The organism is Bdellovibrio sp. ZFWA1 (assembly GCF_056175665.1).
On sequence record NZ_JBJKJH010000001.1, the window covers coordinates 490,072 to 512,105 of the forward strand.

Consider the following 22,034-nt stretch of genomic DNA (forward strand, 5'->3'; position numbering starts at 1 on the left):
ATGAATAGAATCTGGATTAAACTTATGATAATTGCATCCATTGCAGCAAGCCCACTTGCTGCAATGGCCGCTTCCTGCGGATGTCTTCCAGATATTTATTCAAAAAAGTATATTTTTTTTGAAGAAACTTGGTACGGAACACGACGAAGTTGGACATGCGAATACAAATGCATCGATAAAAATAAAAAAGAAACCATCGTTAAAGCTAGCTACGCGGACTGGTACACCTCGGATAATGGAACTGAAGGGGTTTGTGAAGGAATCCCTTTTGAGTCGCAATTCAATCCTCATGTCATGCGCGACGTCTATATGCCAAAAGATCCAGTTTGGTTTAATCCTGCTAAATCAAAATCAAAAGAACTCAAAGCTTGGGCGCAACTCCAATGCCGATAAATTCTTCGACTTTACCCTTAATAGATTCAATTCTTCCATAGTCTAGTCGCTTTATAGTTTGTTCGAATGGATAAACAACGGCTAGACAAAGGGGAATATCCTGCGCTTTCTTCATTTTCAATAAACACCAGGCATAAAACTCAAGCTGCCTAAATGCCTGTTCGCTATATCGCTGGGAACCAGTCTTATAATCAACGATGTAGCAAACGCCTTCAACGACACCCCATAAATCAATTTGTCCTTGAAAACGTCGTCCATTTTCTTTGATAGCAAATCCCCACTCGGCAAATCCATTTTGAATAATCCGGGACAATGGGACTTCATTTTCTGAGCAAATAAACTGTAAAGCCTTTTGGGTTTCAATATCTTGATCCACCAGCAACTCGGTCAAATTTGAATACTTTAAAGATTCAAATATGCGGTGGGCATCAGTACCCTGCTGGGCTCTTTGCAAGCCGGCAAATAAATTTCGCTCTTTGGGATGGGACTGACTGGCTGCTTTCATTTGCTTTTCCAGCAAAGACGTTACACTGTCTGAATCCAATAAAACTTGGACTGTAGCATCGCTCTGATAGCGGGCTCTTACTGGCAAACGGATTCGTTCAGTAGTTTTACTTCTTTCCGGCTCTGGAATATCTCTTTGCACTAAATAAGTGAAACTTTCAAACTCATGAATCCCCTCAGAGACATCAAAGGGACAAAGTGCCGCCCATCCACCAAGCTTGTCTGCATGTTTCCAAAATAAATGTATACCCGAAATAGCTCTTGTTAATGCGACATAAAAAACTCGTTCGGTCTCTTTTTGTTCTTCTAGCTGTCTTGCCTCTGCCAGATTTTCTATTAATCCTGATGAAACCCACTCTTGTGAGTCAGAATCCTTAACCTTGATAGACCAAACCCCCGTCATTTCATCAACCATGTAAACTGGAGCCACATAAGGTCTAGAGCGATTATCCATCCACGGGACCATCACATGTTCAAACTGCAGACCCTTAGAAGCATGCACTGTCATAAAATTCACTCGCTTCGGTTCTATCACCGGAGTTGCGTCTCCATCTTCGGACGCAGTATCGGGATCACGACTACCCGTTTTTTCGTCAACGAAATCTAAAAAATTAAATCCGGGCCGTCGCTCTTCCTGACTTAACATCGAAATCAATTTCCATATATTTGCCTCTCGTCGCCCCGATGGATCTAACAGTTGGCTATAACTAATCAATTCTTTATCATGAATAATTTCGATCAAGGTTCGAGTGATACCAACTTCCTCGGCTCGACGCTGATATTTTAAAATTTGCTGAGCGGGATGATCCGCCTTTCCGGCTGTCAATCCCAATGCTTTTAAATAAAATGAGCTTTCGAATTTATGACAATAGCTTGTGAGTTCAGAGTCTTCGACAAAAAACCACGGGGACCTTAAAACACTTAAAAACGTTGCATTGTCATGAGGGTTTAAAAGAACCTTCATGATCTGCAAAATATCTTGAACTTCGCGACGCTCAAAAAAACTTCCTCCGGCATGAAGCTGAACCGGAAGCCCGTATTCGACGGACAGTCGAGCCAGATCTTCCAGTTGACTATTTGTACGGCCGAGCACGCAAATTTGTTCCGCTGAAACTCCCGATTGAAGCACCTTCTGTATTTTATGAATAACCGCAAGGTTTTGTGCTTCGTCAGAGTCCGTCAGCCAGAATTCCAATGGATGAAAACTCAAATCAGAAAAAACTTTCTCTTGAGGTACCGTCATTTTACCGAATTGAGGACTCATTCGAGTGAAGTATTCGTTAAAAACAGAAAGAACATTTTTATGAGAGCGGTAGTTATTCACAGCTTGCTCAAAATCACCACCTGATGACTGAATCTGCTCTACTTTTTCTTGAAAGACTTTACTGCGGGCCCCTCGAAAAAGATAAATCGATTGTTGAGGGTCTCCGACATAAAAAGCCGGACGATCCCCGATTAATTTATTTAATAATTCGACTTGAATAGGACTTGTATCTTGATACTCATCAATCATCCAAAAATCCCAATCCTTCGAAAACTGAACTGCTGAATCTGGATGAGTTCGCAGAAGATGCAAAGATAGGGTCTCCATATCCCGCATCGAAATCTGGCCAAGCTCTAACTTTTCTTTTAAAAATTCTTTATTAAATATCTCGCAAACCTCGCCGACAGTTCTGGAAACCTGATCGTTGCGGGAAATGGCTGCCTCACTCCATGCATCGTTCGCTAAAAATTTGTCTATCTTCTTACGTAAAGCTTCTAGGTCCTCGTGCAAGGCTTCGTCAAATGGAGGTTTTTCCCTTTTAAATGGCGGCTTTCTAGGAATACGCTCATCTTGCTCTAATTCCAATCGCACTGCCTCGTAGCCTTTATTCCAGGATAGGTTCAAATAGGCTTCTGTATATTCTGCCCACTTAGTTCCCTCAGTCTGATTGCGAATAGCTGTAAAAACTTCGGCAGCTTCCTTCTGCAAAATCTGCCATTTTTGCTCTCTTAGGTTCAAAAGATAAACAGCATCAGCACGTTTTAGATCAGGATACACTAGCGAAGAATCAAAATTCTCAATCACCACTTTTTCAAGTGCGGCGTAATCGAATTCCTCTAAAAGGTCGCGCCATTCAGCTTTCGAAATCAATATCTTTCTTAAATGCCTGCGAACCTGCCTTTTAAGATCCCCATCGGAAACAATCTTAAAATCAGGAGTCAAACCCAGCATATAACCATATCTTGCCAAAAATAAACCTAGGACACCGTGAATAGTTGAGATATGAACTAAAGATTTAGTTGAGACGTACTCAAAAAGATCATGTACAACCGATTTATGCAAATCCGAGTCGGAAGCATTATTTGAACGCATGTCTAGAGCTTTATTGGAAAGACGCTCTTTAAGTTCCTGCGTCGCCTTTCTGGTAAACGTAGAAACAACGATTTTTGGAAATCGCCCATGATCTAATTTAAAATCCACAGCAAAATCTAAAAATAAACGAACCAGAGTTGTCGTTTTACCTGCACCGGCCCCCGCCTTCAATATCTTGGTTTTCCTGAAAGATCTTAATTCAGATGAGGGGCTCGACATAAACGTCTCCATTTGCATTTAGAACATTCCGATACATCACTTGGCTTTGGTGCAAAAATTCCATCTGAAACTTTTAAAATTTTATCAACGACCTGTTCCTCGAACGACTTAAAAAGCTGCTCTTTGCCCGACTGATCGTTTTGTACCTTATTTCGGCTCGTGGTTTTTATTCCTTGATAAAGGCGGCCTGCTTTTTCATTAACCACAAAGCCTTTTAAACTAAAATCACGATAAATATAGTAAAGAGCGGCATCGACTTCGCCAGTAAAAGGCGGCTCTTGACGCTTTTCCAATGCCCACATATAAAATGGCATCTGTAATTCGCATTCTTCGATCCATTTTGCTGTCGATGGAGCCGATGCACCACTTGATTTATAATCGATGACCACCATCTGCTTGCCATCACCATCGACCCGGTCTATTCGACCAGATATTAACACGGAACTTTCGGACGCTTCAAAACTAAATGAACGAGACTCTTTGCTATACCAAATCTGAACCGTCTTTTCCGCCGATAATGTTTTCAAATTCGGAAATCGTAACCGCAGTTCATTCTCAAATGCTAAAAACCTTTTAGCTAAATTCAAATATTTTTGCCGCATTGGAATCCAAAGCTCTTCTGCGGCAAACACTAATTCTTTCTCTTTCCTGCCACATTCAAGAACCTCCAAAATCTCTGCATCGCTCCAGTCGAAACGGATGGGCTCTTTACCTAGCTGCTCGAACAAGTAATGGGCTAAATTTCCTTTTGTTCTTGGGTCGACATCAAGATCAATGTCGGGATGATCTTCCAATCTAAAGACGCGACTTGCAGCAAAAACAAAAGGACACTGGTGATAGTCTTTGATACCACTAGGTGACAACGATAACGCCTTCGAAACCAAAATTCGATCTTGCTCTTCAAGTCCCAGATCTTGACTCATTCGTCCTGGACGAGCTACAGCCTGTGTCTGAATTTCATCCCATCGCACAGAATCTGGTACAGATAGTCTTTCGTGAGATTCACCTAAATGATTTGCTACTTCTAACCAAAACATTGAAGGGGCCTGCAACTTACCCGTGAAATCTGACAAACCAACACAATAATAATCTACTTTGGAAGGGTTTTCGGAAATCCACTTCAACTCAAAATCCAGGTCGCTAAAATCTGGATTATTTAAAACAAAACCCAAGTCCTTAGCGAGTTCGAAATACTCTTTACCATCCAACTGAAGCTTTGATTTGGCTTTAAGTTGATCCTCTACCAAACCCAAAAAAATCCGATGACTAAACTGATTAGAACCAGCAGATGCAAGTTTTGTTACCGTAATACCTAAGAGATCGGCTTTTTGAATTGTCCACTCCTTAACAGCAACAATTGATTCCAGATACTTCAGCCATTCGCTCCATTCTAATCGAATATTAGAAACTGCATTTGCTAAAAACTCTCGAAGCACAACCTGCAAGTGCTCGGAATCAGAGCCTGACCAATAAACTAAAGACTGAGCCACAAATTCATCCCGGGAGACAATTTTTTGTTGATCAAACTTACCACTAAAAGCATCTACCAAAAGTTGATGGCGATTTAAGTCTTCCTCAACGTATAAAGTATTAAATAATGCTTTAAATTTCTCGAACCGAAGCTGCGATGCTCTTTCTGACTCGTAGAAGGAAATCTCTAAGTCTGTAGCACTTAATCTTCCTGAGCGAATCCGAATCTGAGAAAGCCATTTGGTTAAATTCGGAAGACTTTGTAGTTTGCCCGCCAAAGATTTATTAACTGCAATCCCCTCGACATCAAGAAATGACTTTAAAACGGGCCAGTAGGACTCGATGTCTGGCGCTGTCACCAATATATTTGCAGTTGAAATCCCCTGATCTAACCACTTTCGGACTTGTCCAACTGCAAACTTAACTTCAGCCAACATACCCGAGAAACGCAAAGCGGTTTGTGATTTCGCCGACGCTACGGGCACAGCTTGATCAAGATCTACCTTTATAACCTCTTGAGCTTCTGCCTCTAAAAAATCATAGGGCTGTAAAAGATATTTGAAGTCCTCTCTCCATTTTGGGTAAGGTGAAAGAACTACCACATCCACAACTCGCGAAAGTGCACGAATCAGCTCGGCTTCCGTCTTTGAAAGCTCGGCTCCTAGATCTATCACTAATGGTCGATCCCAAAAATTTTCAACCTGGATATTTGCCAAAAGAACTGGCCCTATCCAACGCTGCGATAGCACTTTATGTTGCCCCATAAGCTGTAAGACCATCCATCGCGCCGCCAGGTACCACTTCTTCCACTTCTGCTCGCTTTGGGGGTGCTGCTCAAACCACTGATTTAAGTCCTCGGTGCCCTGCGGATGAAAAACAATGGCCGCCATTTGTTCAATATACGCATAAATGGTTTCTTCTGAAGACGAGTTCAATCCTTGCAATAACTCGGTATTCTGATCTAAGAGCGATCGAATTAACGACCGAATAAAAGGATCACTGACAATTTTTAGGTCCGGCTGAGCACGTCGTAATAATAGCTTCCATAAGTCCGAAGCACGATAAACGGTTTCGTCAATGTAAGAACCATATTTATTCAGTATGTTTTCTTGAAGTTCAAACTTTGTACGCAAATCAGAAACTAACCACGTCGTACTTAGTGGATCAAATGAGTTGAAGATCGCATCAACCTGCGATCGATTTGAAATTCGAATTACTTTAAGCATTATTACCGGCGCTGTTTAAGTTTTAGCTTCTTACCGGTTTTATTATCCACGAAATTGAAGTTTGCATCAAAGCCTAAATCAAGCGTCAAACCAACCATCACGCGATCATCACCACTTTGCCCCGCGTAAGCTCCGATTTCTTCTTTGTACATAACGGCATCTAGGCGCAGCAGAAAAAGATTCATGCCGACGCCATAGGACATATAGCCCTGACTCGCTCCGACTCTTAAATCGATAAAAGGCAATGAAAACTCAGAGCCAATATGTAACTTTTTGGAAGAATCTATTCCCGTCGTATTGGCGTGTCGATAGTCCACCGCAGCCGTCCAATCAAAACCCGGAAGATCCATCGCCATCCCGTAACTAAGAACCAAATTATCTTTGATTCGAGATGGATTATCAGTACCCGCTGTTTTCTTAAATTCGGTACTTCCTATATCATGCAATACCACAGCAAAATTTTGAGAAATTAAACCGTCCCACTTATACATCATAGCCAAATCTGCGCCATAACCAGTTCCTTTGTTCGCAAAGTTATCCTGAATATTCTGCAGGCTGGTCGGATCGGCAATAGCAGTGATAGGCAACGTCAGAGTATCACCGCCCCATCGGGCTACGCGCTTGATCGTAACCCCAACAGCCCCTTTATCTCCTAGGCCATGAGCAAAAGAGAAGCGTGTGTCGGTGTCATTTCTAAAATAGGTCTGAATTTCTGGAAAAGAAGGATTTCGAAAATACATATCCGCTTCGTATTCGGTTCCTAAAGCCAGGCCAAAATAAGGAGCAATCAATGAAAGACGACCGTTGGCCCCTAACCACAAATGAGTTCCCATAAGTTTTGCTTGATTAACTGGATCCGATAAATCCCCAGCATCTTGCACTTTTTGAACGACCGACAATCCATTGACTCCAACCCCTGAATTTACCAGCTCAATATTCAATTCATCATTGTAAGCCAAAGCTGCCGGATTGTAATAAAGAATATCATTCCCAGTAACTATAGAGGCGTAAGCGCCACCCATCCCCAATGCCCGAATCGACCGATTGTATTCGGGAACCGCCCCCGCCCAAGCCAGGCCATTTATAGAAGAAAAAACTACAATATATAATACAAGCCTAATCATCGCTAACTCCAGAAGTCAGCGGTATATCAGGTCCACCTGGTGGCACCTGCTGAGGAGCCGGAAGAGGCGGCATTACCGCCAGTAACTCCTCCAAAGAATCTTCGGTACCTAGATTGTACTTCAAATTTGGACAGCAAGAATAATTACTTTGAACCGCTAAATTTGCGCTATTGACCAAGTCAATCCCCAGCCCATCGTTGGTATCTCCATCATTGTTACCATCACGAACTATCGCCATATCATTACCGATATCGCAGGATCCCACGCCAATTGTGGAATCTGCTAAGAGCCTGCGAAATGTCGCCGCAGATTGAGCCGTCACAGTGCTTGCGTCTGTCGACGAACAGATTGGATTAAGAATGTTTGCCAATGCAATTTCTTCCGCACTCGCCCCCGCGCCCGGGTTGCATACCGCAGTTAAAGCATCAAGACCTCCGACACCACCACTAATTGAACTGGCAATATCGTTTGCGTTTTGAATAACAGAGCCAAAACTAGCAACTAATAACTTAATATTCGTACTAGAAATCTCATTCGCCGCAATCGGCGACGTGATTGTACAAGTATTTAAACCAGGCGCTACAGAGGACGCCTTCAATATAATCCCGATATTTGCCAGATGCAGAATCAGCTTATTCAAGCGATCCGACGAAGTTGGGTTGCTAAGACTATTCATCGTTGAAAGTGCCAAAGTGCACTTCGAGACGTTAACAGTGACCGTGCTGAATGCATTTTTTAGCTTTAGAAAAAGAGTCGCGCCGGCAGCACTTCCAAGATTTGAAACAAAAGTTGTAAAGATAAATCCACACTGACCAGCCAGGATTCCACCATAAGTTCTTTTAAAGTCATCACTCGTCGCATTTCCTGGATAGCGGCCGATCAAATTTTGCGCTACTGAATAGCCCTCATCATAATCGCCATTATCCAGATCAATTTTCATTTGTTCCAAAAGTGCCGCCGCCGAGCTTCCCGTGTTAAGCTCGCCTAATGGGTTCTGTCCACAACTTGCGGTAAGGACAAAACATATTAAAATAGCGGTCCATCTTTTCATCATTCTTTAAAACCTCAATGCAAATTTAAATACCGTGCGGCGATTCTCTTTCGACGTCGTGGCATCGCCGTACTCTTCACCATAAGAGGCTACCTGAAACTGAAATCTCTCGGAAGCCAACTCTAAGCCCGCCGTCCAATACTTACTTTGATTATACCCTGCCCTCAAAAACGCAACATCGTAAAAATTTAATTCAAAGCCAGCATGATAAAGCTTATTTTTGTTATCGATTTGATACGCGTTCAGAACGTCGCGCATTTCAAATGTCCACGACGATCGCACCCCATTGTTGTGAATAGGAAACAGTGCAACCGCAGCATCCACCGTCTGCTTGACAGTTCCAGGTCGAGACGTCGTGGTCATACGGATACCTGACATCTTATCAAAAGAAGTACCCCCAAGATCTCGGGCCACAACCGCAAAAGTCGGAATCCACGTCCATGGAGCTGCCAAAATCAAGGCCGCATCCGTTGACAAACCAACTCCTTCAGCCGTTGAAGGGTTTGAACTTAGGGTTGTCGATGCTGCCGAAGACATCGTCACATTGTCCAATTCGATACGAGAAATTAATTTTGCATTTAGACCCAACTTCACTCGGCCATCAAAAAATCGAAGATTGTATCCTAAAAGAAAAGCCATGTCATTGCGATAGAATGTGTCTATTGTCGCGCCGTCAGCGCTTTCGACAGCGCCAAGTTGATAGTTACCAAGAAATCCTATTCCAAAATTTTTTCCCACAAATGATGGCATCACCTGCAAGCGTGAGTAGTAGTACTCGCCTTTTCGGGCATCGAGACTGGCCTTAACCTTCGATAGCTCCCAAGGATTAGAAATAGATGCTGATTGATTAAAGTTTAAATATTTGTTTGGCAGTTCGATTTCGGGGTCAAAGATTGTACCATAAAAGTCTCGCACCTTGCCTAGGGCCGCAGGATTTATAGCCAACGCAGTTTCATCATTGGTCACTGCAATGCAAGCTCCCCCCATACCCAAACAACGAACGCCATTATAGAATTCGAAACGCTCGCGCGCCTCTACGCTGGATAGAAGAGAAAAGAAAATAAATATAAAAGTTAAGGTCGATGAAATCCATTTCATGATGTCGAACTTATCGGCAGGACTCTGGTCATTTTGAGACTAGTCCGGGCTCTTTCTGGCCAATGGACTTGCTAAACCAGTCATGGGGCTGGTTTGCTATTATTAAACTCACATTTTAACGAATATTCAGGGAAAATAATTCTGTTAATTCATGGAGGAATAATGTCATTAAATCTGCAAAATTTTACTGCGAAGTCTTTGCTAACAATCGGCCTTGGCGTATCTCTGATATCTTGTGGAAAAGCTACAGACCTTGATAAAATTGCAGATGCCCAAGCTTGTTTAGACAAAATCACTTCATCATCAGATTCTACGGGAATCGCCGCGTGCAAATCAAAAGTGTCAGGGCTGACCTCAACGGGCGCACAAAGTATTCTTTGCTCTGCTAATTTTATGCGAGAGGGATTTACAAATCCATCTGATATAGCTTCCAAGATGGCCAACCTAAATAACGGAGATACAACCGCACTCATGAGTGCGATCACTTTTACAACTGGCGCAAATGTGACAGAAGATGCGTTAAATGCAAAAAATACTTTTCAATATTGCCGGAATTCTGGCGGAAAGGGCGCAACAATTCTTTCGGCATTTGCCTATATTCCAATGGCAATCATTGAAGCTGGTAACGATGGCGCCGGAACCAGCCAAGCTCAGTGCGCTAAATCAGGTGGTGCTTACAATCTATCGAATTGCGTAACTGCGATGGTCGTTGACGGAAACTTAAGCAGCGCCTCTTTAAAAACGGCCATCGGTCAAGTTGTCATCGCAACCTATGACGTCAGCTGTGCAAGCTCTTCGGCCAACGAAGATCTTTGCAATATGCTTTCAACAGCTATTACGAATGGTGGCGGTGGCTCGAACCCTCAAGGAGTCGGTGATGCCCTATTGGAAGATATTGCTAACACCAGCATTCCTTAAAAAATAAGCCTTAAATAAAAAAGCCCGAGAGTTCATCTCGGGCTTTTTTGTTTTTAAACTGAAATGATCTAAAAATTCAAACTCATTTTCATCTGATAAACACGGTTTTGCTTTGGTGTTGTGTACGTTCCTACATCTTCCCCGTAGGTTGCTAAATCTAGATTAAACACACCAAGCAAAGCAGAAAAACCGGCAGTAAAATAACCTTGATTAACTCCTACCCGCCATTGCCCCTTCCACCAAGAAGCCATTCGCCAGTCAAATTCAGCTCCTAAATGCAAACCTTTCCGAGGACTAAAACGAGGATGCATTATATCCCGCATATCAGCGACCGCTCGACCGCTAAAGATTCCCAACTGCGGAAGTTCAAATTTAGATCCCAAATCGATCACGCGATACAAACGCTCGGGCTTATCCGATTTTTCCTTATTAAAAAGCTTCAAGCTTTGACCGAACCCAACTTCACCAATATTTCGAACAACTGCCCCAAAAGATGGACGGGCCAACTTCATCGCTTGCCAAAACCATCCCTCGCCAGGAATTTCAGGAGTCACAATCATTCCGACATCCGCATCGACGGTGTAGCCTTCCTTTAGGTCTGTGCTTTTAATTAAGTTTGAATCGGCAGCAATTTCGATGGCATTAATTCCCTTCGAAAAGAATCCCCGATTCACGAACTTACCAGTCACGCCAATCGATGTTCTAGCATTCGACAGCCAATGCACGTCCTGAGCCCAAGCCATAGCAACCGTTGTATCTGCATAAACCGTTGTATCTAAAGAAGGACCAACTTGCTGATGCGGAATCACTTCCATGCTCAAATCCAAAGGAATGACTCCTAAAGCCCACTTCGGACGAGCCCAAATTCCCGCCATTGGGGTAAAGCGAAAACCATAAGTCTCGCCATATACTTTTTGAATCGCACTCATGATGGCCTCTTGTTTGGCGGAATCTGTTCCGGGAGTCTGCGAAGCATCAGAAAGATCTTTTCCAAATTCTATAAACTTTGGCGTCAACCCACCTTCAAGACTTAAATTGATCTCGGAATCTTCGCGCCGAGCCAATCCGGCTGGATTATAAAACAAAGCAGAGTAGTCATTGGCAACAGCCACAAAGGCATCACCCATTCCCATTGCGCGCACTGATTGATACTGATGATGAATTCGGAAAGATACCGATGGATCCTCTGCCCAAGTAGCACAACTAAAGGTCAAGGTTGAAGTAATAATGAGGGCCTTTAAGGCAGTTTTATGCATCTAAACCTCCAAACAGCTTCCAAAATTGTATAGATAAAATATAATCGAATATATGCGAGTTTCTTTATATTTGTTTTTTTTGACCTTAGTCCTAATGCCTCAGCTCAATCATGCGGCTCCTGTAATCACGGGCACGATTGAGTCCCCTAAAATTCAAGACTCACAATTTGATGAACCTGGAAATCCCAACGCCCTTCGGGAAAATCGTTTTACTTTAGGCGTTGGGCTGTCGATGGGGTCCATCCTTGAAAAAGGCGAGACGGATACGGCCTTCATATTCAACCTAAACTATCGAAACACCGTCGACCCTAAAAATGTCGAAGTCGACCTAACCGTTCACTCCAAAGCCATGGCTGGTGTCTTTGTCGGTCGTCGCTGGCCAGCACTTAGTGATTCCATCTGGGAAACCTATTACAAAACTAGCTTTGGCATGTACCTTCCAGCTAAAGATGGACCTGCCGCCATCGCTGCACTCAAAAGGTTTCAAGCCCGAGCTATCATTGGATGGCAAAACTTTATGGATTACGACGATCGAGTTCAATGCGAAGTCGGATTGGGCGCATCAGTTGTGGGATTCGAACTTCTGGCTAATATCGGATACGTTATTTCTCTTTAAGATTTCCCCGAGCGTATCTGCTTTAAGACTTCGTCAAGTCTTTGTTCTAATTCACCAAGTCCTAAATTATTTTCTATCGCCCACGTCGCTCTTCGAATCTTTTCCTCTAACGGCCACTGATTTTTTATTCGTTGGTCAATTTGCTGAACAGTCCAATCGGGATTACGTTTAGAAATTCGTTGGACTTGCTTCTCTTTCGTGCAGTGAACAACGATCACTCCATCGAACTGATCTTGTAAGTTATTTTCAAATAAAAGGGGCACATCATAAATCAACAACGGAGTCCCCTGCGCTGCATATCGCTGCTTCAATGCCTGGACTTGAGTCTGGACAAAAGGATGGACAATCCCTTCAAGTTTCCTTTTTTGTTCCGAATCACCAAATACGACCTCGGCCATTTTCTTACGATCAATCTGCCCTAGACTTTGATCTACAATCTGTTGACCAAAAGCATCTAAGATCTTTGAAAACACAGGAGAATCACTCGCTAAAGCAGATTTCGCAATCTGATCAGCATCAATCACCGGGACAGACCTTTGTCCTAACAACGAGGCGACTGTCGACTTTCCAGTCCCAATACCTCCGGTCAGCCCTACCCACTTCATATCAATAACTCCTTAAGAATTCTGATTATTTTCCCGATATTGAATATACGAGGAAGTAACTTCAATGTCTCAGAATTTCGAACGGTTCGGCAAATATATTCTTCTTGAAAAACTCGCAAGTGGCGGGATGGCAGAGGTATATCTAAGTAAGTCAACAGGTGCTGAAGGCGTTAACAAGTTCGTAGCGATCAAACGAATCCTACCTCAGTACTCTGAAAATCCCGAATTCGTAGAAATGTTCAAAGAAGAAGCAAAAATCGCTGTGAACTTAACTCATTCGAACATCGTCTCGATTTTTGACTTCGGCGTTGAACGTAATCAGTTCTATTTAGTAATGGATTATCTTGAAGGAAAAAACCTTCGCCAAATTACAACAGAACTAAAAAAACAAAATAACGCTCTTTCTGTTGATCAAATCGTGTATATCCTTAAAGAAGCAGCCGCCGGTTTGGATCATGCCCATCGCGGAGTCGACAGCTCTACCGGAAAACCTTTAAATGTGATCCATCGAGACGTCAGTCCACAAAACTTGATGATCAGCTATGATGGTGAAGTCAAGGTGATCGACTTCGGAATCGCCAAAGCCGAGACTCAGCTGGAAGCAACTAAAGCAGGCACCCTCAAAGGTAAATATGGATACATGAGCCCAGAGCAGGCTGACGGGCAGTACATCGATTCATCGACCGATATTTTCTCGTTAGGTATTGTGCTATGGGAACTTTTAGCCAACGATCGCTTGTTCACTGCAAGCAACGAAGCCGCAATCTTAAGAAAGATTCGCGAGTGTCAGATTCCACCAATCAGAAAATTAAACCCAAGTGTTCCCAACGAGCTAGAAAAGATTGTTCACAAAGCGCTGGCTAAGGATAAGTCTCTTCGCTATCAAACGACGGCATCGTTCCATCGTGATTTAAATAGATTTTTAAACACAGCTTATCCGGAATTCTCTCCGCATGATTTTGCCGTTTTCATGAAAGAAACTTTCTCATCTGAATTCTTAGAGATTCAACGTAAGCGCGTTGAGTTCTCAAAAGTCAAAATAGCAGATACTCCTGAAAACGAAAAAACCTTGGTTGGCAATACAAGAACTGAAATTCCAACTCCGCCGAAGGCTAATATAGATCGCACAATTATTGATGAGACTCGTGACGAAGGCGAAGTGTTGAACATCGACACTTCAGCAAATATCAAAGTGGACCTAGGATCTATCAAAGGTGGCGGAACACAAACTGGCACCACTGGTGACCTTCGCTCTAAAACTCAACTGACACGTGCAGGCTCTGGAACTCAAACTGGGTTTACACCATCAGGCTCAAAAACATCAACAAGTATAAGTCACACCAAGGTTGGAACTCGCATTGGAGCACGCCCTACGGAAAAATCTAATTGGTTAGTTCCAGCGGCTCTTTCCATCTTTTTAGCTTCGGCCGCGTTCCTTGCTTGGAACAAAGGTATTTTTTCACCAAGTCCTAAAGTTATAGGACAGGCAACGGCTCCGCAAAGAACGCCTCGATCTGCAGAACAACCTGCAGGCTCAAGTAATACCGCAAATACAGGGTCCACCGCCACTGACTCGGCGGCAGCTTCAACAGATTCTAATCTAGAATCTGCTCAGATGGCTTCGAAATCGGCCTCCAACCCTTTAGAAATGGTTGCCTTAACCATCTACGCCGAAAACCCTGAAGTTGATCGTATTCTAATCGACGGCCAAGACTATGGTATTTCACCGGTTCGAGCCGCAGTACAAGCTGGAAAGCCCGTCAAAATCAGACTTGAAAAAAATGGTTTTGAGCCTTACGAAACAACGCAAATTTTTAAAGAGGCAGCAAATACTCGTCATTTCAAAATTCCTCCAGAGAATGAACTGGTTGAAGTTCGGATTAGACCTGCTGTAAAACTGGCCGGCACAAATCTAGTACTAATCAACGGCAAAGTACCTTCCAAAAAAGATGATCAGGTATATCTGGTCAAGCTAGGCAAGAACCAAGTAGAAATTTCTGACGGATTTGCAATCTACGGCAATCAAGAAATTTTTGTTCAGAAGAAAGAAAATACATTTTTCGAAATTAAAGTTCAGGGCGGAAACCTAGAGGGCATCGACCGCCTTAAAAAGGCGTACGCGAAATAAAGCTAACTCTGACTGTTGCAACACTGGATGACTTCATGACTAACTTTTCGGACGAAATACTTAAGAAAACTATTGCCCAAAGCATTCTTGAAATGCCCACTCGCAGACACAACCCTGTCGCCATACAGTTTAAAAAAAATCAGCAATGGGTGCAAAAGTCTTGGCCTGAATACTATTCTGATATCTTGGCAGTAGCATGTGGTATTCACCAATTGAATATTAAAAAAGGCGAGCGCATCGCAATCCTATCGGCGACTCGTTACGAATGGACTGTCAGCGATCTTGCGATCTTTTCCAATGGAGCTGTTACTGTTCCAATCTATCCAAACAGCACCCCTGACGACATTCTGTACATATTAAATGACTCGGAAGCAAAAGTACTTTTTATTGGAAGCAAAAACGAAGAAAAATTGTGGAAGCAAGTGGCAGATAAATGCCCACACGTGAAGCATGTTTTTTATTTTGATGAAATGCGTGATCATCCCCGCGACCTGCACTGGGCAAGCTTGATTGATAAAGGACGGCATCAAAAAAAATCTGAAAAGCATATTTTAGATCAACTTGGAACTTTACGCTCTGACGATATGGCAACTCTGCTATACACGTCGGGAACAACTGGTAAGCCCAAGGGGGTTGTCTTAAATCACCTTCAGGTGATTTCGGAAGTGTCAGAAGCCTTTCCACTTTGTGGAGCCACTGCAGCCGACACCAGTCTTTGCTTCCTTCCATTAGCCCATGTTCTTGGTCGCATCGAACACTGGGGCCATGTCTATATCGGACATACTATGGCTTTCGCCGAATCTATAGAAAAAGTAAAAGAAAATCTTCTAGAGATTCGACCTACTTTTCTAATGTCAGTCCCAAGAATCTTTGAAAAAATACACTCTGCAATTTTAGCCTCGGTACATTCGAATCAAATCAAAAAACGCCTTTTTGATTGGGCGGTCAACGTTGGATACAAAGTGAGTGACTTACGTCTAACTCGACAAATTATACCATTACCACTTCTGGCCGAATACGAACTTGCACGGAAGTTGGTTTTACAAAAAGTCACCCAAGCTTTTGGTGGCCGCCTTCGTTTTGCCATAAGTGGCGGCGCCCCCTTAGCACGAGAGATCTCTCAATTTTTTCATGCAGCCGATGTTCTAATATTAGAGGGCTACGGTCTAACGGAAACCACAGCAGCTATCACCGTCAACACGCCCTTCAATTATCGTTTTGGCAGTGTTGGACGGCCCATTGGCGAAGTTCAAATTAAAATTGCCGACGACGGGGAAATCTTAGTCAAAAGCCATAAAGTCATGCATCAGTACTATAAGAATCCAGGTGCGACCAAAGAGGTTTTCACCGATGGCTGGTTTCATACTGGTGACATTGGAATTATACTTCCAGGCGGAGACCTTAAGATTACTGATCGAAAGAAAGATCTTATTAAAACGGCTGGTGGAAAATATGTGGCACCTCAACGTCTCGAGGGGCTATTAAAATTACACCCAATTATCGCACAGGCTTTGATCCATGGCGATCAAAAGAAATACATCGTGGCTTTGCTGACTCTGGAACCAGCATTTCTAAAAGAATGGGCGCAAACCCACAACATCAGCTTCACTGATTGGAAAGAGCTCTGCTCGCTGCCACAGATCGAAGACCTAGTTAGAAAAGTCATTGCTGAAGCAAACGCAGAGCTTGCCAGCTTTGAGTCGATTAAAAAATTTAAGATTTTACCTGTCGAATTTACAATCGAAGACGGAGACCTCACACCTTCTTTGAAACTGAAACGCAAGGTCCTTGATGCCAAGTACATCAAAGAAATCGAAAGTCTTTACGAATAGTCGTTAATACATATAAATGCGAAAGCCGATTGCGATATAGTAGCCCGATAAATCCAGAGATCGATTTGAGGAACCCGATAATACGGTCTCGCCAGCTACTTTGGCTCCAGAAAAGGTCGTCACGGCAGATTTATATTTTAGCTTATCAAACTTCAAACTGCGGTAGCCAAACTCAAAAAGATAAGTTGTGGTATCAGTCAGGGTCCCTTCTTGCCCTAAACCATAGTTAAGCAACTGCCCACTCCCCGTCATCTCAACATCGTGTGCTCCAACTGGCGCAATTGTAGATGCCGAGTACGCATTCTTGGCCGACAAAGAGGCTGTCCCGACAGCCCCAAACAAAAAAGAACGGTCACGATTACTTTTTCTGAGGTTGATCTCGACCCCTGCTTTTGGGGCATATATCAAAACTTCAGAGTTCAACTTGTAGACCTCGGTCGCTCCGTTCATTGCAGTTTCACTTTTAATTAAATCTGGCTTCAAAATTTCAAAACCAAAACGATAATTCAAAAGAGAGGTTGCATATAGCAAACCAAAATCGGCTCCCGTGTTGTATTTCACACTCTTGGAATATGTATAAGAAGTATTCGCTTCGTTCTCGTATAAAGACTTGCCAACTGTGCTATTGCCTAAATTAAATACTAAATAACTCGCCAGTTTTTCGCTGGTAAGATCAAAGACTCGCGCCTGGGCTGCGAAGCTCGCTAAAAATAGACCAATCCCAAACGCGAATTGCTTCATTGAACGAACTCCTTCTATTTGGAAATAACATCAATAACAATTTTACTTGTCGTTTTTTTACCTTCTACTTGATAGACCTTTACCTCGGCGGACTTCTTCAGATCCAAGATAACAGTCATATTGGGTTCGGTGGGGTCGGATACAATTTGCGAACGGCCGATATATTTGGAATTCTTAAATACCTTTTTTAAAACACTTTCATCCACGCGCGAGTTCGGAGTTTGAGCCAGGTCGATAACGACCTGCTTGCTAGGTTGATCCTTAAGCTCGACATGATAATAAGCGGGCCAACCTTTGTGATCCTGACCATTATACTCACCAATATCAAAAATAATTCTTTCGGTAGAGCCCAAAATATTTTTAGAAACATTCAACAGCGTAAACCCAGTTCCGGCTAAGCCTCCGACCTGTACACCCTTGCCTTGCAATGGACGGTTCGGTACCGCAGCCTGGCCTTGATAGGGAAGAGCGACTAAAGCAAACAAAACAAAGATTGCCTTCGAAAATAGAATGCGAAATTTTACTTTTTCGTTTGTTGCTACCATAAACATCCTCCTTAATGATTACGATTTAAACTCGATTCGACTTTAAAATTAAACGACTCTAAAGGGCCTCTGTCAAAAACTTTGACGTCTCCCAACCTCCTCAAAAGAAATATAGAGAATTTGAGCATTTTATACTCTCGGCACAAAGTTTGTAACATTTTGGAACGAACTCTATTTATTCACTCGCGTGGAGGTTTTGTTATGAAAAAAACTCTTCTAGGACTGATGACCTTGATGTCCTTGGCTCTTACGGCTTGCCCTGGGACCAACTCGGGTAATAATTCAAACACTGTGACAACTCAGGCGACGACTCCGCTGGATCCCCGTTGCTTGAACGGAACGACCTATTGCCCTCAACAGAATTACAATTCGTATTATATGTATGGCTGGATGGCTTATCCTCAGTACTACTATAATGGAATCTCTTCGAACGGGTATTTCTGTAGCTGTCCATCGGGATATTCTCCGACCTACAATCCATCTTGGGGATTGGGATGTCTTGCTTCTAACTATCTGGCCCCGTTCCAGTCGTTCACTGTTGTTTATAACACTTGGTCTTACTACGGATACCCGTATACCTATGCTTACACAGCACCTGTTTATACAAACAACAACGTTAATATCCCTCAAGTATCTAATATGCAGGGGGGCGACTATGCGGCCTCGTGCAACATGACGACTTTGACTCAATCATGTTTCGTCAATCAGGCAAACTCTTGCGGCGGCACAAATCGCTGCGTTCCTACAGTTTCCGGCTCCCCAATCGGAATCTGCACCACCCCCCTCTAAAAAGGGGTCAGGTGTTTTTTTCTAACCATATCGCGTTAATTTTATAGTTCGGAATCAGCGGCGGATTTCGAACTTATTGAGCCGCAAATAAGAGGGGGGCTAACGCCCCCTCAATCCATTCGAAAATCGGACATATAATGCACCCCGGTTAGAAAACAATACCTGACCCCTTTTGGGGGGTGTGGTAGGAAGGTTTTGAACTTTAAAACCGGGGGAATTATGACCACGACTGCCAATCCTTTTTTGAGCCCAAACTCGCTTTTTGACCAAGCGGTTCCATTCGACAAAATCCAAGTTGAACACTACCTTCCAGCTGTTGAAGAGTCGATTCGCGTAGCACGCAAGAACATCGAAGCCTTAAAAACTAACACGGCACCCGCGACTTTTGAAAACACTATCGCTGCTTTAGAAAGCGCAGACGACTTGATGAAAATCGTTGCAGGCGTCTACGGAAACATGGAAGTGGCTCATGCTGACGAAAAACTTCAAGCTTTAGCGACAGAGATCTATCCAAAATTAACAGCCTTCAGTTCTGATATCTCTTTAGACCCTGTCATCTTCCAACGAGTCAAAGAGGTCTACGAAAATCAAAAAAGCTTGAACCTAACTACCGAACAAAAAACGGTTCTTGAAAAGCATTATAAAAGCTTCGTCCGCAATGGCGCACTTCTTTCTGCAGAGAAAAAAGAAGAAGTTCGCAAAATTGACCAAGAGCTTTCAGTCCTGGGACCAAAATTTTCCGAAAATGTTTTAAAAGCTACCAACGCTTTCGAAATGATCATCGACAATAAGTCCGATCTTGAAGGACTTCCAGAAGGAGCGTTAGAAGCATCTGCTCACTTGGCCACAACAAAGGGGCACGAAGGAAAGTGGATGTTCAACTTGACCTTCCCTTCTTACTTGCCGTTGATGACTTATGCGAAAAACCGCACCCTTCGTGAAAAAATGTGGCGCGCTTACGCCTCAAAAGCCTTTAATGATCAATACGATAACCAAGAGGTCATCAAAAAAATTATTCAACTTCGCCATCAACGCGCCAACATCCTTGGCTATAAAACTCATGCGAACTTCGTCCTTGAAGAACGAATGGCGCAAACACCAGAAACCGTAATGTCGTTTTTGAAAACCATTGAGACGGCGTCATTTTCTGCTGGAAAAAAAGATCTTCAAGAAGTGATCGACTTTGCAAAGCAAACAGAGAACCTGACAGATATTCAACCCTGGGACTTTGCTTATTTTTCCGAAAAGCTAAAAGAACAAAAATATTCTTTCAATGAAGAAGATCTTAGACCTTACTTCAAACTTGAGAATGTCGTCGATGGTGTTTTTGCTCACGCAAAAAAATTGTATGGCTTAACATTCAAAGAAAATAAAAACATTCCGGTCTATCATCCCGAAGTCAAAGCTTATGAAATCTACGAGGACTCTTCTGGAAGATACATGGGCCTTTTCTACACAGACTTTTTCCCTCGTGAAACCAAAAAAGGTGGCGCTTGGATGACTCAGTTCCGCGGCCAAGGTCTTTTTGAAGGAAAAATTGTACGTCCTCATGTAAGTATCGTCTGCAACTTCACGAAACCAACACCGACTAAACCTTCTCTGTTAACTTATGATGAAGTCCGCACTTTATTCCATGAGTTTGGTCATGCCTTGCACGGCATATTATCAGACGTAACCTACCAATCAGTCAGTGGCCCTAGTGTTTTCTGGGATTTCGTAGAATTACCTTCTCAAATTTTCGAAAACTGGACAGGCGAAGAAGCTGGCCTAGCCCTATTTGCTAAACACTATGAAACTGGCGAACAAATGCCGATGGATCTTATTAAAAAATTGAAAGCATCTCAAAAATTCCAAGCAGGTTGGATGAGCTGCCGACAGCTTCAATTCGGAATCTTAGATATGGCATGGCACTCGACAGACCCGTCGACCATTAATGATGTCGACGCGTTCGAAGAAAAAGCGACAGCCGGAGTCCGTCTATTCCCGAAAGTCCCTGGCACAAATACCTCGGTCGCATTCAGCCATATTTTTGCAGGCGGATATTCGGCAGGATATTATTCTTACAAGTGGGCCGAAGTTTTAGATGCAGATGCCTTCGAGTTCTTCATGGAAAAAGGAATCTTCAACCAAGAAGTTGCAAAAAGCTTTAAAGAGAATATCCTTTCTAAGGGCGGCACAGAGCACCCAATGGATCTTTACAAACGCTTCCGTGGACGCGAACCAGATCCAAAAGCTCTTCTACGCCGCGATGGATTGATTTAATTTTTAGAAGGATTCGACAGCATGAAGAAAAAGAAGCTTTCTCTTGCCAGCAAAAATATCGCTATTGTCTACCGCTTGCGAACCTCGCAAGCGGTCGCATTAGGCATTGAGCTTGCCGCCTGGCTTTCAGAAAGAGGCTATAAAGTGTTCACGGCTCCCGAGCAGAAAACTCTCACAGGCACTCAACCCATCAAGACCCAACAGCAGTTGGCAAAGATGGGCCTGGTGATTGTTCTGGGAGGCGATGGAACCTATCTTCGCGCAGTTCGCCTTCTAGGGGAAAAACAAGTTCCTATCCTTGGATTTAATATGGGCAATCTTGGTTTCTTAACGGCCCATCATGCAGAAGAAACCTTCAAAATTGTCGAAGAAACATTAAAGGGAAAAATGACGACTTGTGCGCGCTCGATGATCCGCACGCAAGTTTATCGTAAAGGAAAGATGCGCGATGAGTTTCACGCTCTTAACGATGTTGTTATAGAACGAGGCTCTCACTCGCAGCTCATCAATACTTCAATCTATGTCGAAAAAATGCTGGTGAAAGATGTTCGTGCGGATGGTTTGATCATATCCAGTCCTTCGGGATCGACAGCCTACAACCTGGCCGCAGGAGGCCCGGTGCTTCATCCTGAAGTGAAAGCCTTCGTACTAACACCAGTGGCACCGCACAGCCTTACTTCGCGGCCACTGATTCTCCCTGAAGACCGAGAAATCGAATTTAAAATTACGGGCGAAGATTTAAAAGCCCACCTTATTGTTGATGGTCAAAAAATGGCCGAGCTCACGACTGAAGACGAAATCGTAGTGAGTCGATCACAGTTTGATCACTGGGTCGTTCGTGCCCCGAATCACAATTTTTTTCATCTTTTACGCGAAAAACTTCGCTTCGGCGATCGTTAAG

The 22,034-nt window shown here is 43.2% G+C and carries 17 protein-coding genes; 8 read left to right on the top strand and 9 right to left on the bottom strand.

Going from position 1 to position 22,034, the window contains the following annotated elements; all coding sequences use genetic code 11:
• Window positions 1–393, top strand: a complete 393-nt coding sequence (locus AC04MN_RS02360; protein WP_475381578.1) for a hypothetical protein — start codon at window positions 1–3, stop codon at window positions 391–393.
• Here the strand turns inward: AC04MN_RS02360 and AC04MN_RS02365 are convergent.
• Genes AC04MN_RS02365 through AC04MN_RS02385 form a run of 5 tightly spaced genes read right to left on the bottom strand, consistent with a single transcriptional unit; the run spans window position 362 to window position 9,441 of the window.
• Window positions 362–3,472 carry a UvrD-helicase domain-containing protein gene (locus AC04MN_RS02365; protein ID WP_475381579.1) on the bottom strand — a complete coding sequence of 1,037 codons (3,111 nt, stop codon included), beginning with the start codon at window positions 3,470–3,472 and terminating at the stop codon, window positions 362–364. The genes AC04MN_RS02360 and AC04MN_RS02365 overlap by 32 nt on opposite strands.
• The gene (locus AC04MN_RS02370) at window positions 3,448–6,168 is read right to left on the bottom strand and encodes a PD-(D/E)XK nuclease family protein (protein ID WP_475381580.1); all 2,721 of its coding nucleotides are present in this window, start codon (window positions 6,166–6,168) and stop codon (window positions 3,448–3,450) included. The genes AC04MN_RS02365 and AC04MN_RS02370 overlap by 25 nt, the downstream gene beginning before the upstream one ends.
• Window positions 6,169–6,170: 2 nt before the next feature.
• The gene (locus AC04MN_RS02375) at window positions 6,171–7,292 is read right to left on the bottom strand and encodes a hypothetical protein (protein ID WP_475381581.1); all 1,122 of its coding nucleotides are present in this window, start codon (window positions 7,290–7,292) and stop codon (window positions 6,171–6,173) included.
• Entirely contained in the window at window positions 7,285–8,346 is a 1,062-nt protein-coding gene (locus AC04MN_RS02380) for a hypothetical protein (RefSeq protein ID WP_475381582.1), read from the bottom strand. The genes AC04MN_RS02375 and AC04MN_RS02380 overlap by 8 nt, the downstream gene beginning before the upstream one ends.
• Before the next feature lie 3 nt (window positions 8,347–8,349).
• Window positions 8,350–9,441 carry a PorV/PorQ family protein gene (locus tag AC04MN_RS02385; protein ID WP_475381583.1) on the bottom strand — a complete coding sequence of 364 codons (1,092 nt, stop codon included), beginning with the start codon at window positions 9,439–9,441 and terminating at the stop codon, window positions 8,350–8,352.
• 162 nt (window positions 9,442–9,603) lie between these two features.
• Between AC04MN_RS02385 and AC04MN_RS02390 the strand changes: the two genes are divergently transcribed.
• Complete coding sequence (locus AC04MN_RS02390; RefSeq protein WP_475381584.1) at window positions 9,604–10,359, top strand: hypothetical protein; 756 nt, start codon at window positions 9,604–9,606, stop codon at window positions 10,357–10,359.
• A 68-nt stretch (window positions 10,360–10,427) separates the two neighbouring features.
• On the opposite strand, the gene AC04MN_RS02395 is transcribed toward AC04MN_RS02390, so the two are convergent.
• On the bottom strand, window positions 10,428–11,615 hold the full coding sequence (locus AC04MN_RS02395; protein ID WP_475381585.1) for a PorV/PorQ family protein: 1,188 nt from the start codon (window positions 11,613–11,615) through the stop codon (window positions 10,428–10,430).
• Between the two features lie 52 nt (window positions 11,616–11,667).
• Between AC04MN_RS02395 and AC04MN_RS02400 the strand changes: the two genes are divergently transcribed.
• Window positions 11,668–12,231 (top strand): hypothetical protein, encoded by a 564-nt coding sequence (locus tag AC04MN_RS02400; RefSeq protein ID WP_475381586.1) that lies wholly within the window; start codon window positions 11,668–11,670, stop codon window positions 12,229–12,231.
• Here AC04MN_RS02400 and coaE read toward each other — a convergent pair.
• Window positions 12,228–12,836, bottom strand: a complete 609-nt coding sequence (gene coaE / locus AC04MN_RS02405) for a dephospho-CoA kinase (RefSeq protein ID WP_475381587.1) — start codon at window positions 12,834–12,836, stop codon at window positions 12,228–12,230. The two genes, AC04MN_RS02400 and coaE, sit on opposite strands and share 4 nt — an antisense overlap.
• Window positions 12,837–12,900: 64 nt before the next feature.
• Between coaE and AC04MN_RS02410 the strand changes: the two genes are divergently transcribed.
• Both AC04MN_RS02410 and AC04MN_RS02415 read left to right on the top strand, forming a co-directional pair.
• The gene (locus AC04MN_RS02410) at window positions 12,901–14,964 is read left to right on the top strand and encodes a protein kinase domain-containing protein (RefSeq protein WP_475381588.1); all 2,064 of its coding nucleotides are present in this window, start codon (window positions 12,901–12,903) and stop codon (window positions 14,962–14,964) included.
• A gap of 35 nt (window positions 14,965–14,999) precedes the next feature.
• On the top strand, window positions 15,000–16,796 hold the full coding sequence (locus AC04MN_RS02415; protein ID WP_475381589.1) for an AMP-dependent synthetase/ligase: 1,797 nt from the start codon (window positions 15,000–15,002) through the stop codon (window positions 16,794–16,796).
• Window positions 16,797–16,799: 3 nt separating this feature from the next.
• On the opposite strand, the gene AC04MN_RS02420 is transcribed toward AC04MN_RS02415, so the two are convergent.
• Both AC04MN_RS02420 and AC04MN_RS02425 read right to left on the bottom strand, forming a co-directional pair.
• Window positions 16,800–17,537, bottom strand: a complete 738-nt coding sequence (locus tag AC04MN_RS02420; RefSeq protein ID WP_475381590.1) for a hypothetical protein — start codon at window positions 17,535–17,537, stop codon at window positions 16,800–16,802.
• A 14-nt stretch (window positions 17,538–17,551) separates the two neighbouring features.
• A complete protein-coding gene (locus AC04MN_RS02425) occupies window positions 17,552–18,082 on the bottom strand; it encodes a hypothetical protein (RefSeq protein ID WP_475381591.1) in 531 nt (176 codons plus the stop codon).
• A 201-nt stretch (window positions 18,083–18,283) separates the two neighbouring features.
• On the opposite strand from AC04MN_RS02425, the gene AC04MN_RS02430 reads away from it, so the two are divergent.
• From AC04MN_RS02430 to AC04MN_RS02440, 3 genes are all read left to right on the top strand, one after another.
• Entirely contained in the window at window positions 18,284–18,871 is a 588-nt protein-coding gene (locus AC04MN_RS02430) for a hypothetical protein (RefSeq protein ID WP_475381592.1), read from the top strand.
• Window positions 18,872–19,090: 219 nt separating this feature from the next.
• A complete protein-coding gene (locus tag AC04MN_RS02435) occupies window positions 19,091–21,133 on the top strand; it encodes a M3 family metallopeptidase (protein WP_475381593.1) in 2,043 nt (680 codons plus the stop codon).
• A gap of 21 nt (window positions 21,134–21,154) precedes the next feature.
• Complete coding sequence (locus AC04MN_RS02440; protein ID WP_475381594.1) at window positions 21,155–22,033, top strand: NAD(+)/NADH kinase; 879 nt, start codon at window positions 21,155–21,157, stop codon at window positions 22,031–22,033.
• Window position 22,034: the final 1 nt, after the last annotated feature.

Coding starts and splice junctions, on each gene's coding strand:
- AC04MN_RS02360 (WP_475381578.1), top strand. CDS start 1: ATGAATAGAATCTGGATTAAACTTATGATAATTGCATCCATTGCAGCA.
- AC04MN_RS02365 (WP_475381579.1), bottom strand. CDS start 3,472: ATGTCGAGCCCCTCATCTGAATTAAGATCTTTCAGGAAAACCAAGATA.
- AC04MN_RS02370 (WP_475381580.1), bottom strand. CDS start 6,168: ATGCTTAAAGTAATTCGAATTTCAAATCGATCGCAGGTTGATGCGATC.
- AC04MN_RS02375 (WP_475381581.1), bottom strand. CDS start 7,292: ATGATTAGGCTTGTATTATATATTGTAGTTTTTTCTTCTATAAATGGC.
- AC04MN_RS02380 (WP_475381582.1), bottom strand. CDS start 8,346: ATGATGAAAAGATGGACCGCTATTTTAATATGTTTTGTCCTTACCGCA.
- AC04MN_RS02385 (WP_475381583.1), bottom strand. CDS start 9,441: ATGAAATGGATTTCATCGACCTTAACTTTTATATTTATTTTCTTTTCT.
- AC04MN_RS02390 (WP_475381584.1), top strand. CDS start 9,604: ATGTCATTAAATCTGCAAAATTTTACTGCGAAGTCTTTGCTAACAATC.
- AC04MN_RS02395 (WP_475381585.1), bottom strand. CDS start 11,615: ATGCATAAAACTGCCTTAAAGGCCCTCATTATTACTTCAACCTTGACC.
- AC04MN_RS02400 (WP_475381586.1), top strand. CDS start 11,668: ATGCGAGTTTCTTTATATTTGTTTTTTTTGACCTTAGTCCTAATGCCT.
- coaE (WP_475381587.1), bottom strand. CDS start 12,836: ATGAAGTGGGTAGGGCTGACCGGAGGTATTGGGACTGGAAAGTCGACA.
- AC04MN_RS02410 (WP_475381588.1), top strand. CDS start 12,901: ATGTCTCAGAATTTCGAACGGTTCGGCAAATATATTCTTCTTGAAAAA.
- AC04MN_RS02415 (WP_475381589.1), top strand. CDS start 15,000: ATGACTAACTTTTCGGACGAAATACTTAAGAAAACTATTGCCCAAAGC.
- AC04MN_RS02420 (WP_475381590.1), bottom strand. CDS start 17,537: ATGAAGCAATTCGCGTTTGGGATTGGTCTATTTTTAGCGAGCTTCGCA.
- AC04MN_RS02425 (WP_475381591.1), bottom strand. CDS start 18,082: ATGGTAGCAACAAACGAAAAAGTAAAATTTCGCATTCTATTTTCGAAG.
- AC04MN_RS02430 (WP_475381592.1), top strand. CDS start 18,284: ATGAAAAAAACTCTTCTAGGACTGATGACCTTGATGTCCTTGGCTCTT.
- AC04MN_RS02435 (WP_475381593.1), top strand. CDS start 19,091: ATGACCACGACTGCCAATCCTTTTTTGAGCCCAAACTCGCTTTTTGAC.
- AC04MN_RS02440 (WP_475381594.1), top strand. CDS start 21,155: ATGAAGAAAAAGAAGCTTTCTCTTGCCAGCAAAAATATCGCTATTGTC.